General features: G+C 54.1%; 12 protein-coding genes. 8 read left to right on the forward strand and 4 right to left on the reverse strand.

Translation table 11 applies throughout. The annotated features are described in order from the left end of the window. The first annotated feature begins 16 nt into the window (after positions 1-16). A complete protein-coding gene (trxB, locus tag A1332_RS04620) occupies positions 17-973 on the forward strand; it encodes a thioredoxin-disulfide reductase (RefSeq protein ID WP_064007382.1) in 957 nt (318 codons plus the stop codon). A gap of 116 nt (positions 974-1,089) precedes the next feature. Here the strand turns inward: trxB and A1332_RS04625 are convergent, their stop codons facing one another. Continuing rightward, positions 1,090-1,662 carry a methyltransferase family protein gene (locus A1332_RS04625; RefSeq protein ID WP_064007383.1) on the reverse strand — a complete coding sequence of 191 codons (573 nt, stop codon included), beginning with the start codon at positions 1,660-1,662 and terminating at the stop codon, positions 1,090-1,092. Positions 1,663-1,750: 88 nt separating this feature from the next. Between A1332_RS04625 and A1332_RS04630 the strand changes: the two genes are divergently transcribed. The 7 genes from A1332_RS04630 to A1332_RS04660 are packed head-to-tail and all read left to right on the forward strand — an operon-like array spanning position 1,751 to position 11,377. Further along, positions 1,751-2,449 carry an ABC transporter ATP-binding protein gene (locus tag A1332_RS04630; protein ID WP_064007384.1) on the forward strand — a complete coding sequence of 233 codons (699 nt, stop codon included), beginning with the start codon at positions 1,751-1,753 and terminating at the stop codon, positions 2,447-2,449. Next, the gene (locus A1332_RS04635; RefSeq protein WP_064007385.1) at positions 2,446-4,854 is read left to right on the forward strand and encodes an ABC transporter permease; all 2,409 of its coding nucleotides are present in this window, start codon (positions 2,446-2,448) and stop codon (positions 4,852-4,854) included. The genes A1332_RS04630 and A1332_RS04635 overlap by 4 nt, the downstream gene beginning before the upstream one ends. A 47-nt stretch (positions 4,855-4,901) precedes the next feature. Beyond that, positions 4,902-6,749, forward strand: coding sequence for a PhnD/SsuA/transferrin family substrate-binding protein (locus A1332_RS04640; RefSeq protein WP_197491394.1), 1,848 nt, complete (start codon positions 4,902-4,904; stop codon positions 6,747-6,749). 6 nt (positions 6,750-6,755) lie between these two features. Continuing rightward, positions 6,756-7,088 carry a sensor histidine kinase gene (locus A1332_RS04645; protein ID WP_269454641.1) on the forward strand — a complete coding sequence of 111 codons (333 nt, stop codon included), beginning with the start codon at positions 6,756-6,758 and terminating at the stop codon, positions 7,086-7,088. Then, a complete protein-coding gene (locus A1332_RS04650; protein ID WP_064007388.1) occupies positions 7,085-9,271 on the forward strand; it encodes a CHASE domain-containing protein in 2,187 nt (728 codons plus the stop codon). Before A1332_RS04645 ends, A1332_RS04650 begins: the two co-directional genes overlap by 4 nt. Then, the gene (locus A1332_RS04655) at positions 9,261-9,710 is read left to right on the forward strand and encodes a response regulator (RefSeq protein WP_064007389.1); all 450 of its coding nucleotides are present in this window, start codon (positions 9,261-9,263) and stop codon (positions 9,708-9,710) included. Before A1332_RS04650 ends, A1332_RS04655 begins: the two co-directional genes overlap by 11 nt. A gap of 2 nt (positions 9,711-9,712) precedes the next feature. Next, a complete protein-coding gene (locus A1332_RS04660) occupies positions 9,713-11,377 on the forward strand; it encodes a diguanylate cyclase (protein WP_064007390.1) in 1,665 nt (554 codons plus the stop codon). Between the two features lie 193 nt (positions 11,378-11,570). Here A1332_RS04660 and A1332_RS04665 read toward each other — a convergent pair whose 3' ends face one another. From A1332_RS04665 to A1332_RS04675, 3 genes are all read right to left on the reverse strand, one after another. Further along, positions 11,571-11,984: an RNA recognition motif domain-containing protein gene (locus A1332_RS04665; RefSeq protein ID WP_064007391.1), complete on the reverse strand. Its 414-nt coding sequence runs from the start codon at positions 11,982-11,984 to the stop codon at positions 11,571-11,573. Between the two features lie 173 nt (positions 11,985-12,157). Continuing rightward, positions 12,158-13,654, reverse strand: a complete 1,497-nt coding sequence (locus A1332_RS04670) for a phytoene desaturase family protein (RefSeq protein ID WP_064007392.1) — start codon at positions 13,652-13,654, stop codon at positions 12,158-12,160. Then, a complete protein-coding gene (locus A1332_RS04675) occupies positions 13,654-15,246 on the reverse strand; it encodes an aldehyde dehydrogenase family protein (RefSeq protein ID WP_064007393.1) in 1,593 nt (530 codons plus the stop codon). Before A1332_RS04675 ends, A1332_RS04670 begins: the two co-directional genes overlap by 1 nt. Position 15,247 lies beyond the last annotated feature (1 nt).

Below are 15,247 nucleotides of genomic sequence, written 5' to 3' on the forward strand. Positions count from 1 at the left end.
ATGGAGACTCGAAATAATGGCTGCCGCAAAACATTGCAAACTTTTGATCCTAGGTTCCGGCCCGGCCGGTTACACCGCAGCCGTTTACGCCGCGCGCGCTAACTTGAATCCGGTGATGATCACCGGCATGCAACAAGGCGGACAATTGACCACCACGACTGAAGTGGACAACTGGCCCGGCGACGTGGAAGGCCTGCAAGGTCCGGACTTGATGGAGCGGATGCGCTTGCATGCCGAACGCTTCAATACTGAAATCATTTTCGACCATATCCACACGGCCGATCTGTCGCAAAAACCGTTTACCTTGACCGGCGATGCCGGCGTCTACACCTGCGATGCGTTGATTATTGCTACCGGCGCGTCGGCCAAATATCTGGGCCTGCCGTCCGAAGAAGCCTTCAAAGGAAAAGGCGTGTCCGCCTGCGCCACTTGCGACGGTTTCTTCTACCGCAACAAACCAGTGGCAGTCATCGGCGGCGGCAATACCGCAGTCGAAGAGGCATTGTATTTATCCAACATCGCCTCCGAGGTGATCGTGGTGCACAGACGGGATAAATTCCGTTCCGAGAAAATCTTGTCGGACAAACTGATCGAAAAATCCAAATCCGGCAATGTTCGCATCGAATGGAACCACCAGTTGGATGAAGTACTGGGCGACGAGATGGGCGTGACTGGTCTGCGCATTAAAAACAGCCAGGATGGCTCGACTAAAGACTTGGATGTGCACGGCGTGTTCATCGCCATCGGCCATACCCCCAATACCGATATTTTTACCGGTCAATTGCAGATGGAACACGGTTATATCGTGGTCAACAGCGGCATCCACGGCAACGCCACCGCAACCAGCGTGTCCGGCGTATTCGCGGCGGGCGACGTGATGGACTCGCATTACAAACAAGCTATCACCTCAGCCGGCGCAGGCTGCATGGCGGCGTTGGATGTGGAAAAATATTTGGATGAGTTGGTTGGCTAGCGCTTTACTTTTATAGCGGTAGGTCACGTTGCCGCGCCAGCGGTTACGTGACTTATCCAAGTCCAGTGGCTCCGAATAAGTCAGGGAACACTGTCGCGCACCCTGACCTACCGGCTTCAATACACCCAGGGCAACAGCCGCCAGGTAGATTTGCAAAAATCGGCATAAACGCTGCCGAACTCCGCCAACAGCATCCGCTCTTCTATGTCGATGCGTAAGGTAAACGCCCACACTGTCGGTACAAGCAACATCGCCAAAGCGATGAAATCACCCATCGCCAAACCGGCGGCGAACAAGGCGATCAACAAGCCGGTGTAGGCCGGATGACGCAACCAGCGATAGGGTCCTTCCTTTATCAGACGATGTTCTGGTTGTATCGCAACGTCAGTCGTAAAAAATCGGCCCAATTGGATCACCGCAGCGTAACGAAGGTACAGTCCTGAGGCAAACAAGGCCATTGCCAACGCTTGTCTAGGCAGATACTCAAGCCTGATCGGCGCCCAGGCCAGATTTTTAAACCACAATGCCAGAGCCAGACTAGCCAAGATGCTGATCCATAAGAGGCGCTGTGAACGCCTCTCGGTATTCAAAGCCCGCCCGGTTTGCAGCGCAGCCCGGCGAGCCAAATTAATTTCCGCCGCTATCCAAACCAGACAAAGCAATAGCCACAAAATCCGAACCGATGTCATTGATCGCCCTCCGGCGAAGTATCCGTGAGTTGACGGGTATGCCAGGATGCCCGCGCCTCGTGTAACATACCGCAATTTGCCGGCTGTTATGAAAAAGATCATAGAACTGAAACAGGTTTATAAGGACTACCCGCAAGCCGGCACGCTGCAAACCGTATTGCACGACATCAATCTGGACATTTACCCCGGCGAATTCGTCGCCATCGTCGGCCCGTCCGGCAATGGCAAATCCACTTTATTGAATTTGCTCACCGGCATCGATCACCCCAGCCAAGGCCAAGTCATCGTCAACGGTGCCGAACTGCAAAAACTCAGTAACGAAAAGCTCACGAGTTGGCGCGGTGCCAATGTCGGTATCGTGTTTCAGTTCTTCCAGTTATTGCCAGCCCTAAATCTGCTGCAAAACATCGTGCTGCCGATGGACTTTCTCGGTTCTTTGACCAAAAACCAGCGCCGCGAACGAGCCATGCATTTGCTGGAACTGGTCGGCCTGGCCGATGCGGCGGCGCGCTTGCCCAGCCAGGTGTCCGGCGGCCAGCAGCAACGGGCGGCAATTGCCCGCGCGCTGGCTAACGACCCCCCTCTGATCGTCGCCGACGAACCAACCGGCAATCTGGATGTGGCCACCGCCGATTCGGTGTTCGATTTGTTCGCGCATCTACGCGATCAAGGCAAAACCCTGGTAATGGTCACGCACAACGAGACCCTGGCCGATGCCGCCAGCCGCAAACTGGAAATCCGTTCCGGGCGGATCCACGCGGACAGCAAGCCGGTAAACCTGGTTTGAACACGCTCTGGTATAAGATCTGGGCCGACTTATGGCTGACTAAAAGCCGCACTGCCCTTGCTATTATTAGCATCGCGGCCGGCGTCTGCTGCGTCGGCACCTTGTTCGGTATGATCGATTTATTGCTGAGTAAAATGGATGCCGCGCATCGGCAATCGCAACCCTCGCATATCAATCTGATTTTGCGTAACGATGCCGACATCGGTTTGCTGGAGCAAGTTAAAGCCATACCTGGCGTAGCCGGCGTCGATACCATGACGCCGCTGAGCGTCCACTTCCGGCAACCTGGCGAGACCGACTGGCGCCTGGGTACACTGATAATCCGCCCCGACTATGGCAATCAACATTTCGACAAAACCGCTTTGCAATCCGGTAATTGGCCAAGCGCGGATCAGATAGCAATAGAAAACCTCTCCGCCCTGTCCAGCGACATACAAAGCGGCAACATCGAATTCGAAACCACCCAAGGCCCGCAAACCTGGCCTATCGGCGGCATCGTCCGTCACCCCTTTGTTAAGCCGCCCAAATTCGGCGGTCAAGTGCATTTTTTTGCCGGCGCGGCCCAAGCCGCCCAATTCGGCATTCCGGCACATAGTTTTCGGCAATTATTGGTGCAAATCGCCGATCCTTACCACAGCGAAACCGCCCGCAGCGTCGCCAACCAAATTCGCAGCCTGCTGACCGCGCAGCATATCGGCGTCAACGTCACCCTGTTACAAGACCCTGAACAACATTGGGGCCGGCCGTTTTTAGCCGGCATCAATGGCGTCTTGCAAGTTATGGCATTGGTCTCGTTAGCCCTGGCTAGCGTACTGATTTTAAACACAGTATCGGCCCATATCACCCAGCAAACCGATCAAATCGGCGTGATGAAAGCGCTGGGTGGCAGAACTAAAACCATCGCCAAATTGTATCTGCTGGAAATCCTGTTGCTGGCTTTGCTGGCGATAGTCTTAGCCATGCCGCCGGCGCTGGCAGGCGCTTATTTCAGCTCTTGCCGGCTGTTGGCTTTATTCAATATAGCCTGCGGTGAATTTGCGGTTTCCGTACCCACCATTATCTACATGCTACTGGGCGGCCTACTGGCACCTTTACTGGCGGGCTTGGTCCCGATTCTGCGCGGCGCGGCGCTGACGGTGCGCATGGCCATCGCCAGTTATGGCGTGGGCGCGGATTTTGGCTACAACCGTTTTGATCTTTGCATAGAAAAGTTCGGGGCTCGTTTTCTGCCGACTCTATCCGCCGCGGCGCTGGGGAATTTGTTCCGCCGCAAAGCCAGGCTGGTGCTGACGCAAAGCGTTTTGATCGTTGCCGGCGTGATGTTTTTGGTGTTGACCAGCTTGATCGCCTCGCTGAATTTAACCCTGGACCGGGAAATGGCCCGCAGCCGCTATGCCGTGCGGCTGGGTTTTACCATCGACCAGCCCGAACAAAAAATTCGCGACATCGCTGCCGCAGCCGGCACGGAAAATATCGAATTCTGGCAACGATCCAGCATGCAAATAACCAAGGACGGCCTAGCCTTACCGCAAAAAGGCAGCCTGGGCTTGCAAATGTTAGCCTTACCCAAAGACTCAAACCTGTATCAACCGCTGATTGAATCCGGGCGCTGGTTGCAAGCCAGCGACGCCGGCGAGCGCGTGCTGGTGCTAAGTGCCGATACCGCTGCGCTGAACGGTGTCCGAGCGGGCGACAGCCTGGACGTTGCGCTAGGGACCCATCACGAGAAATGGCAAGTTGTAGGTATTTATCGCTGGTTGGCGGGCAATAGTTATGCGGTGGAACCGGCCTTTGCTCCGCTGGAAACCCTACGGCGGATTACCCATAGCCGGGATATGGCGTCGTTCGCATTACTCGATACGCCGGTGGCCGATCTGAATCACGAAGCCGACTATCTGCGCAACTTGCAGCAGCGTTTTCAAGATCAAGGCGTGCAACTGGATGTTTACACCACGCTCGCCAAACTCGAACAACGCCAATTTGCCCGTAACCAGTTCAAACCGGTACTGAACACCTTGCTCGGCTTGGCCTGCATGATTGCGGCAGTCGGCGGCATCGGCCTGTCCGGCACCTTGGCAATTAGTGTATTGCAGCGCATTCGCGAAATAGGCGTATTGCGTGCCATCGGCGCCCCCTCCAAAGTAGTGTTCCGCATGTTTTTACTCGAAGGCTTATTGCATGGCGTTATGGCCTGGTTTCTGAGCATTCCGCTTGCCTATCTGGCCGCAGAACCTCTAGCCAAACAACTCGGACAAACTATGCTTGGCATACAACTGGATTTCAGCTTCGACTTCTGGGCTATTCTGTACTGGCTGATAATTGTGTTAACCGTGGCCTGGATAGCTGCTTTTTGGCCTGCGCGTAAAGCGACCCAGCTAAGCATCAGGGAGTGCCTGGGACACTGACCGGCTCAGTATTGGCTTTTATGATTATGCGCGGTAACAACTTTTCAATGACAAAAAACGCTTTGCTTAAATCAAGCAAATTTTTACTACTGAGCTGGTGGCTGCTAGCCAGTTTTGCGGTTCCAGCCGACGAGCCGGTGCGCATCGGCGTGCTTGCCTATCGGCCCAAGCCGCAAACTCTGGAGCAATGGCAAGCGCTAAGCAAAGTCTTGCACCAAGCCATCCCGGAGCGCGAGTTCATCGTCGAAGCCTTGAACTATGACGAACTGGAAACCGGCGTAGACAGTAAACGCTTGGACTTTGTGCTGACCAATCCCGGTCACTATGTTCATATCAGCTATCAACATGGCTTTTCAGCGCCGCTGGCAACTTTAGTCAGGCACGAGAACGGCCGCTCCCAAGAGATGTTCGGCGGTGTGATCTTCGCGCTGGCCGAGCGTCGGGATCTAAACGCGCTAGGCGACCTACGCGGCAAAAAAATCGCCGCCACGAGTCAAGATTCCCTGGGCGGCTTCCAGATGCAAGCTTACGAAGCCGCCCAAGCCGGCATAGACATTGTCAAGACATCCCAATTGGTACTCACAGGTATGCCGCACGACGCGGTAGTGGAAGCCGTATTGTCCGGACAAACCGATATAGGCTTCATCCGTAGCGGCGTTCTGGAGGATTTGGCCGCAAGAGGCCAGCTCGACCTGGGGCGGATCAAAATCCTCAATATGCAAACATCCGCGACCTTCGCACTGTTATCGACGCAACTTTATCCGGAGTGGCCGTTTGTAGCCTTGCCGAGCGTAGACCGTGAACTGGCAAAAAAAGTCGCCGGCACTTTGTTACTGATGGGCCCCGACCGTATTCCAGGGATTGAGGGCTTTACCATTCCGGCCGATTACAATTCGGTGGAACAATTACTGCGGAACTTGCGCGCCAAGCCCTTCGACGCCGTTCCGCTATTCACGTTGACGGATATTTGGCAACGTTACCCTACGCCAGTGCTGGCAATCAGCGCCGGCATATTGCTAGTGGTGTTGCTCAGCTTGAGTTTATTTTCGTTGAACCGTTATCTGGCGGCGGAACGGCGCCGAGTCCGTGAACAAAATATTCAGCTGGCGGACAGCGAATACCGCTGGAAATTTGCCCTGGAAGGCGCTGACGAAGGCGTATGGGATTGGGATATCCTTAGCGGCGAGGTGTTTTTTTCACCGCGCTGGAAGTCGATGATAGGTTATGAGCCCGATGAATTCGCCAATACTTTTGAAGCCTGGCGGGACAGCCTGCATCCCGACGACACTGAGCGGGTGCTTCAAACCCTGTCTGACTACTTCGACGGCAAGAATAAATTGTATTGGGTGGAGTTTCGCATGCGCTGTAAGGACGGCCGGCATAAGTGGATACTCGCTAAGGGCATGGTGGTGGCGCACACACCGGAAGGCAAACCGCAACGTATGCTGGGTACGCATGTCGATATCGACAAACATAAACAGATCGAGCAGGAGTTACGGCAAAGCCACGATGCCTTGTTGCGTTCCAATGTCGATCTGGAACAGTTCGCTTACAGCGTCTCCCACGACATGCGCCAGCCCTTGCGCATGGTGTCCGGCCATTTACAATTTTTGGAACGCAATCTCCGGGAATCGCTGGATGAAGACGCGCGGCAAAATCTGAATTTTGCGCTGGAAGGCGCCAAGCGCATGGATGCAATGATCGTCTCGCTGCTGGAGTATTCGCGCGTCGGCCGCAAGACTCAACAAAAATCCTGGATTGCCAGCGATGCGGTCCGCGATGAAGTGTTGCAGTTCGTCGAACCCTTGGCCGCACAATGCCAAGCCAACATCCGTTGTCAAGGCGATTGGCCCATCCTGTATGCCAGCCGCGATGAACTGAGCCGCTTGCTGTAAAACCTGCTGGTCAATGCCCTGCACTATCGCCAAGAATACCAAGCACCCGTTATCGACGTTAACTCCGAGGTCAGTGATGGCTTTTGGCGGCTCAGCGTGCGCGACAACGGTATCGGTATAGACCCTGGACAATTTGAGCGGCTGTTTCAGTTCTTCAGCCGCCTGCAAGCACGCCAGCGCTTCGAAGGCACCGGCATGGGCCTGGCTTTGTGCCGGCGCATAATCGAACATCACAACGGCAAAATTTGGGTGGATTCGGCCGGCGAAGGCCAAGGTTCATGTTTTACTTTTGAAATTCCCTTGGGTTATACCCCCACAAGCGATAGTCAACCGACATGAATAATAACCACAAAATCTCGGTTGGCGACCCGCCACACCCAAGCTTGAGCAAACCTCGGTACTACAGTCACTGGCTGACGGCAGCAGTCTTGTCAATTACATTGCTGACCAGCTACGAGGCTTGGCGGATTGCGGCCCAGGACTTGGAAAACGAACGCCGGCTGTATTTTGATTTCCGCGTCCGGCAATTGGTGCAAAGTATTGAGCAACGGCTACAAACTTACGAGCAAATGTTATACGGCGCCAGAGGCTTGTTTGCGGCATCAGGGCTGGTAGAGCGCAACGAATATCGGGAATATGTATCTGCACTCAATCTCGACCAACGTTTTCCCGGCATCCAGGGCGTGGGCTTTTCGCTGTGGATTCCTAAAATCGAGAAAGACCGACATGTTGCCGAGCTGCGCAAACAGGGCTTCGCCGATTACGACATCCATCCTATCGGCGAACGGGATTTTTACACCTCGATTATCTATCTGGAACCGTTTTCCGGCCGTAATCTACGCGCCTTCAGTTACGACATGTTCTCCGAACCCACCCGCAACCGGGCATTAAGCTATGCCCGCGATAACAACAGCCTGGGTGTTACCGGAAAGGTTAAGTTACTACAGGAAACCGAGCAAGACGTGCAAGCCGGCTTTTTAATGTACCTGCCGGTGTATAAAAAAGACTTGCCGCACGACACGCTAGAGCAGCGCCGCGCCAATATAATGGGCTGGGTTTACGCGCCATTCCGGACCAAGGACTTAATGGCCGGCATCGGCGGCGAACAAGAAGGCGATTTGGGATTGGCAATATTCGACGGCGACGAGGTAAACGAAGAAAACCGCATGTACGGCTCGTCGCCGCCGGCAAGCCCTCCCCCGATATTGACCAGCAGACAACAGATCGAGCTGGCCGGCCACCCGTGGACTTTATTTATTCACGCCGAACCGAATTTTCAAGCGCGGGTCGATCAAGACAAGCCTGCCATTATCGCCGGCAGCAGCGTAAGCCTGAGCCTGCTGTTAAGTCTGTTGACCTGGCAGTTGGTGAACAGCCGCAGCCGGGCGATGGCCCTGGCGCAAAACATGACCGCCGAATTGCGCGAGAGCGAAAGCCGGTTCCGGGCGATGGCGGACTCGGCGCCGGTGATGATTTGGCTCTCGGACACCGCCAAGCGCTACTACTGGTTTAATAAAGTCTGGTTGGATTTTACCGGAAATAGCATCGACCAAGAGCAAGGCGACAATTGGACAGCGGGCCTACACCCCGACGATAGCGATGTCTGCCGCGAGCACTACAGCCATTGCTTTGATCGGCAGCTGCCTTTTAGCATAGAACATCGTCTAAAACGCCACGACGGTGTATACCGTTGGGTGCTCGATACCGGTATCCCGCGTTACGATGTCAATGGCGAATTTGTCGGCTATATCGGCTCCTGTATCGACATTACCGAACCTCGACAAATCCGCATGGCACTGGAAACCAGCAACGCCGACCTGAGCCGGTTCGCGGAAATATCCGCCCATCACTTGATGGAACCGACTCGCCGCTTCACCAGTTTTACCCAGCGTCTGCGCAGTTCGCTCAGCGCCTACCCGCAGGTATTGGCTGACGAAGACGTCAACGCCAGCCTATGTTATCTGGAACAAGACGCCCAGCGCTTACTGAGTCTGGTGCGCGACATTCAACTTTACATAACCGCCGATCAAGCCCGCGACAAAGTCAGCGCAGCGTCTGCCGAAACAGCGGTGGAGACGGTTTTGCGCAACTTTGCCGACAAAATCGCCGCAGTGGGGGCCACCGTCACTGTCAGTCGCTTACCCGATGCCTACATCGATCTCCCGCGGTTAATCGAGCTGTTCAGCCTGTTTCTGGACAATGCGCTGATCCATGGCCGCCCGGCTGATCCGGATCTAGCCTTAAAAATTGAGATTGGTGGCGTATCGGAACAGAACGTAAGTCGTTATCATGTCCGCGATAATGGCTCTGGAATTCGTGCGGAATATCGGCACCGCGTTTTCGAAATCTTCGAGCGCCTAAACTACCGCAATAGCGAGGCCGGCACCGGTATCGGCTTGTCTATTGCCCGCCGCATCATTGACAGTTGCGGCGGCAAAATTTGGATTGAAAGTACGGCGCAGAGCGGCACCGCAGTGGTGTTCGAGCTACCCAATATCGAAGGAAATAAGCATGACGGATAAATCGACTCCGCTGTTCGATGTGCTGCTGGTGGAAGACGAACCCGCCGATGCCCATCTGATAAAAATGAGTTTCAAGGAAAACCGGGTGCGCTGCAATCTGCATCATGTCTGGGACGGTGTCGAGGCCATGGCATTTTTGCGGCGGCAAGGCGCCGACTATGCCGATGCACCACGCCCGGATTTGATCTTGCTGGATCTAAATATGCCGCGCATGAATGGTCGCGAGTTTCTGGCTAAAATCAAGTCGGAACCCGACTTTGCCAGCATCCCGGCTATTGTACTGACCACCTCGGATATCGAGCGCGATGTAGTGGCGACGTATCAACTTGGCGCCAACGGGTACATTACCAAACCCGTGGATGTCGAACAATTTATCGCGGTGGTTCGGCAAATCGAAGGTTATTGGTTCAATGTAGTGCGCTTACCCAGCAAGCCATAAATATGACCGAAGCAACAAATTGCTGCGTTTTATTAATCGAAGACGAACCTGGCGACGCCAGTCTGGTTCGGCAATATTTGCGCGCCTCGACCAACCTGCGTTTCGAACTGATCTGGCGCGAAAATTTGGCGGATGGCGAACAAATCATTGCCCAGCAAAAAATCGACGTGGTGCTGGTGGATTTAAGCTTACCGGATTCGCGCGGCCTGGATACGGTCAGGCGTATCCGTAAAGCGACCAGAGTACTGCCGATTATCGTGCTGACCGGGCACGACGATACCGAGTTTTCTCTGAAGGCTCTGGACTGCGGCGCGCAGGATTATTTGATCAAAACCAGCATCGACACCGACAGCCTGGTCAGGGCCATACGCTACGCGTTGACGCGGATCAGCTTGGAAAAACGGCTTTACGAATCCGAACAACGGATGGGCATGGCCTTGCAGAGCGCCAGCCTGGGCCTATGGGATTGGCATATTCCCAGCGGGAAGGTGATCTTCAACGAACTGTGGGCGTCGATATTGGGGTATACGCTCGACGAAGTCGGGTCCGATATCGATATTTGGAAACGCTTGGTGCATCCGGACGATTGGCAAGTCGTCAAAGCCTCTCTGGATCCGCATTTGCGCGGGGAAACCGACCTTTACTCCGCCGAGCATCGCTTACTCCACAAGCAAGGCCATTGGGTCTGGGTACACGATACCGGCCGGGTGCTGGAATGGGATTTTCATGGCCAACCGATCCGCGCGGTCGGCATCCATCAGGATATCAGCTTGCGCAAGGCGTCGGAGTTGCGCGACCACTTGCTGGTGTCGGCCCTGGAAACAGTGGAACACGGTGTCGTCATTACCGATGTAAATGCCAATATCGAATGGGCCAATAAAGCCTTTGAAACGCTGACCGGCTTTAGTCGCCACGAAGCTATAGGTATGCGGCCCAACGAGCTGGTCAAATCCGGCAAGCAAGACCCGACGTTTTATCAGAATTTATGGGACACCATACTGTCCGGAAACACTTGGCGTGGCGAAATCGTCAACCGGCGCAAAAATGGCGAACTGTATGACGAAGAGCTGGTGATTTCCCCCGTCAAGGACCAACAAGGTTGCATACGGCATTTCGTCGGCGTCAAGCAGGATGTCAGCGAACGCAAACGAATACAAACCGAGCTCTGGGAATTGGCGACGACCGACGGCTTGACCGGTTTTCTAAATCGCCGGCACTTTATGGCCCGCCTGGAAAACGAATTTGCCAGGGTGCAGCGCAATAATCACCGGGTAGCCGTGTTAATGCTGGATCTGGATCATTTCAAGCAGATTAACGACGGTTACGGACACCCCACCGGGGACGCGATGTTGCAACACTTTGCCGGCATTATTCGCGCGGAATTGCGCAAGATAGATGTCGTGGGCCGGATTGGCGGTGAGGAGTTCGCGATATTCATGCCTGAGACCGACGCCGAACCAGCCATAATAATTGCCGAACGCTTACGTAACGTACTAGCCGATACACCGCTGGTTATCGATAAGCATACGATTTCGATAACCGTCAGCATCGGGATTGCCCTGATGCATGCCGATAGCGGTACGGCGGATTGCGTATTGACTAAGGCTGATAAAGCGCTATATACCGCTAAGGAAAATGGCCGGAACAGCGTACGCGTCTGGCTTTAAGGGCCTAATGCAAAAATTGCACAACGCCTTCAAGAGGCCGTCGTAAAAGCCCCCTCTGCTCGCGGGAGAGGGTTGGGGTGAGGGGGTGAAAATCTATAAGCTATTGTTTTGTATACACTCATCCTAACCTTCTCTTTTATACCCAGTGGGTACGGAGGGAGACGGGACTGTTTAGACTTTTACGACAGCCTCTTTAAAGAGTGATCGGATAGAACACGTTGGAAAAATCGACATAAATTTCCACGCTATCGCCGCGGCGGCGGTCCTGAATGCGTTTGTCGATAATGTCCTGCGGCACCGGCAAGCCGTTGCGGCGCCTGTCATTTTTCACATCACGCTGCTTGTAGCATCGGACCAAAACCTCACAGCCATTAAATAACAGACCGTTCAGATTCTTGATAGCGCGGATGCCGGCCTCGTCGGAACTCACCGACACCAAGCCGTGATGTTCCAACTGATTGGTGCGCCTGTCCCGAATCACCATCACATCGACCGTTATTACCTGCTCGGCTTGTGCTATTAAATCTTCACTGACCGCCATCGCCACGTAAAAATACAATTCGTTGGGACGGGTCGGAGCCGGGATATTCCGAAAAAAAAGCAGCATAAAAATCTAGCTAACAGTAAGCATACAAAATAAGCCGGAAGCCGCTTAATACAGCGTTTCCGGCGCGGATGCATTTATGCCGGGCTCAAAACCTGAGCCATGCACAATGCCGACTAAGTGTAGGCTTAAATTTAATGGGCTTATGCAAATCCAGATTTTTTTGTCTGCCAGGGTTAGGCTTGCCCCAAATCCGCCAAAATCTTATCCCGCACCAACTGCCCGGACAAAGTCACCATCGGCATGCCGCCGCCGGGATTGACACTCCCGCCGACGAAATACAAATTCGATAACTGATTGCTGCGTTGGGGCGCCTTAAAGCCCAAATTTTTCCATCGGTCCGCGACCACGCCGTAAATCGAGCCCAGGTTGGAATAATATTTGGCCTGAATATCCAACGGAGTCCAATATTCCTCGGTGACGATGTGCTTGCGCAGATCAGTCAAGCCCATCCGCTCCAGCTTGGCCAACACCCGCTCGCGGAGCGCCCAATAATCCTCCGCCGACAGCGGTTTATCCGGGTTGATATGCGGGATGTGCGGCAGGATTTTGATGATCTCGCAACCGTCCGGCGCCTGGCTCGGGTCGGTCTTGCAGGGCGCTACCAAATAAATGGTCGGATCGTCGGACAGTTTACCGCTATGAAACACCGCATCGAAATGCTCACGCGGATGATCGGAATAAAAGAAGTTGTGGTGCGCCAATTGCGGATAAAGCCGATTTACCCCCAAATGCAAAACAAGGCCCGAACAAGTTGGCTCGAAGCGCTGCATTTTTTTGAGTTCAGCGGGCGAGCTATGCAGCAGTTTGTCCATCGCTGGAATCACTTCCATATTCGACACCACGATGTCCGCTTCCAGTACCTCGCCGCCTTGCAGCTTAATGCCGGTGGCTTTCCCGCCTTGATATTGGATCTCTTCGACTTCGGTGTTCAAGCGTATTGCCACGCCCAACTCGATCGCCAGTTTTTCCATGGCTTGCGCGAGGCCGTACATACCGCCCTTCACATACCACAAGCCGTATTCGTATTGAATATACGGCATCAGATTCATCAAGGCCGGCGAGTCGTAAGGCGAAGAGCCGACGTATTTGATGAAGTAATTGAGAATATCGACCAGTTTGGGATGAGAAATAAAGCGTTTGACGCCCTGATCCATCGAGCGGAACACGTCGAAATTCAAGGCACGAATAGGGCCGTAAAACTTCAGCAAGTCCCAGAAGGTATCCAGGCCCTTGGCAAAATAGCCGGCTTCGGTTTCGGTACCCAGCTTTTTGGAATAGGCCATGAAGCGGGCAAACTCGGCGGCGGTATTTGGCCCGAGTTTGTCCAACTCACGGCGCTGATTTTGTTCGTCTTCACATAAATCAATGGTCGTGCCGTCTTCAAAGAAATTGCGCCAGTGCGGTTCGACTTTTTCGATGCCAACATAATCGGCCATGTTTTTGCCGACTTTGGTAAACAAGGCCTCGAAGATATGCGGCATGGTCAGGATCGACGGCCCCAAATCAAAGGTAAAGCCGTCTTTGGTCATGATATTCAGCTTGCCGCCGACCTTATCGTTCTTCTCGACCAACTCCACCGCGAAGCCTTCGCTAACTAGCGAAATCGCTGCGGACAAACCGCCCAGACCGGCGCCGATGATGACGACGCGCTTAGTATTGTTTTGCTTCATCAGTAGTCCCGTTTCCATGACAACAGTAATTTAAGATTTTGCCAGCGTTGCGTTAAATCGAAGGCTGAATATTCCCTAAACGCTTGCAGCGCCGGCCAATTGCGTTTGATGCGCTGTATCAGCGAACCTTCGCCATAGACAAAGTCCATATAGCCTTTGAAGTCTTGATAGCGCTGCTCTGAGTACGGAAACCAGTTCGGTTCCTTGGGCAAATGGCTGCGACTGGTCATGCCAGCCACCGGATAGGTAAAACTGCGTAAACCTTCCGCGCCGTGATACCTGCCAAAGCCGCTTTTTTTGACGCCGCCAAACGGCAAGCCAGGATGGCCGATATTTTTGATGACATCGTTGATCGCCCAATTCCCTACTTCGAGTTGGCTCGCGACCCGCTCCGCTTTAGTAATATCTCGACTCCAGACGCTGGCATTCAAGCCAAACTCACTGTCGTTGGCTAAACGAATTGCCTCGTCTTCATCGGCAAAAGCCATCACAGGCAATAAAGGCCCGAAGCTTTCTTCACGCATCACTCGCATGCCATGGTGCACATTCCACAGCACGACCGGCTTGAGATAATTACCCTGCCTTTCCAGCGGCCCGGAGGCTTGCGCGCCTTGGGCGATGGCGTCCTGATAATGCGCTTCGACAAGCGCAATCTGCCGTTCCGTAGTCATTGCCCCCAGATCGCCTTGCGGGTTGTGACCAACCTGCAACTGGGCAACTCCGTCCTGTAACAGCTTTAAAAACGGATCGTGACAGTCTTGCTGGACATACAAGCGCTCCACCGATACGCACACCTGACCGCTATTGCAAAACGCCCCATACAAGGCTGCATCAGCGGCGCGCTGCATTTGCGTGTCATTGAACACCAGCATCGGGTCCTTGCCGCCCAGCTCCAACAATACCGGAATCGGATGCTGCGCGGCCCGCTGCATCACGGCTTTGCCACTATTCAAGCCGCCGGTAAAAAATACCAAATCCGGGACGGCATCGATTAGTTGTGCGCCGATTTCGCCGTCGCCAACCAACCATTGCACCAGGCCTTCAGGTAAATCCAGTTGTTTAAATAAGTCGCCTACCAGTTGCCCGACCGGCAAGCTCAATTCGGAAGGTTTCAGGATCACCGCATTGCCGGCAAACAAGGCTGTGAGCATCGACCCCATAGAAAGTTGGAACGGATAATTCCATGGCGAAATCACTGCCACCACGCCAAAGGGCCGACGTTCGATCCCCGCAGTAGCGCCAGGAAACGCAAACGGCGAGGTGGGGATACCTCGATAGGATAAGATTTTCGCGGCATGTTTTTGGTAGTAACGCGCCAAATCCAAAACAGGATAAATTTCGCCCAACAACGCTTCGGTGCGGACTTTACCGGTGGTCAGGCTGATTAATTCGCAAATCGAATCCAGCTCAGCCATTAACAAGGGCGCCAGCTTGGCTAAGATTTTGGCCCGCTCGGCCACAGGACGCTTGGCCCAAATTTGCGCGGCTGAACGCGCAGCCAGCATCTGCTGCTGAATCTCCGCCGCCTGACTAACCGGAAAATCGCCCAGCACTCTGCCATCAACCGGTGAAACGGCCTGCATCGTTGCCATC

Source organism: Methylomonas methanica (genome assembly GCF_001644035.1).
GTDB classification, from domain to species: domain Bacteria; phylum Pseudomonadota; class Gammaproteobacteria; order Methylococcales; family Methylomonadaceae; genus Methylomonas; species Methylomonas methanica_A.

Bases quoted from the DNA above. Each gene is read 5' to 3' on its own strand.
- A1332_RS04665 (WP_064007391.1), bottom strand. From the start codon at position 11,984: ATGCTGCTTTTTTTTCGGAATATCCCGGCTCCGACCCGTCCCAACGAA.
- A1332_RS04660 (WP_064007390.1), top strand. From the start codon at position 9,713: ATGACCGAAGCAACAAATTGCTGCGTTTTATTAATCGAAGACGAACCT.
- A1332_RS04640 (WP_197491394.1), top strand. From the start codon at position 4,902: ATGACAAAAAACGCTTTGCTTAAATCAAGCAAATTTTTACTACTGAGC.
- A1332_RS04630 (WP_064007384.1), top strand. From the start codon at position 1,751: ATGAAAAAGATCATAGAACTGAAACAGGTTTATAAGGACTACCCGCAA.
- A1332_RS04625 (WP_064007383.1), bottom strand. From the start codon at position 1,662: ATGACATCGGTTCGGATTTTGTGGCTATTGCTTTGTCTGGTTTGGATA.
- trxB (WP_064007382.1), top strand. From the start codon at position 17: ATGGCTGCCGCAAAACATTGCAAACTTTTGATCCTAGGTTCCGGCCCG.
- A1332_RS04655 (WP_064007389.1), top strand. From the start codon at position 9,261: ATGACGGATAAATCGACTCCGCTGTTCGATGTGCTGCTGGTGGAAGAC.
- A1332_RS04675 (WP_064007393.1), bottom strand. From the start codon at position 15,246: ATGGCAACGATGCAGGCCGTTTCACCGGTTGATGGCAGAGTGCTGGGC.
- A1332_RS04650 (WP_064007388.1), top strand. From the start codon at position 7,085: ATGAATAATAACCACAAAATCTCGGTTGGCGACCCGCCACACCCAAGC.
- A1332_RS04670 (WP_064007392.1), bottom strand. From the start codon at position 13,654: ATGAAGCAAAACAATACTAAGCGCGTCGTCATCATCGGCGCCGGTCTG.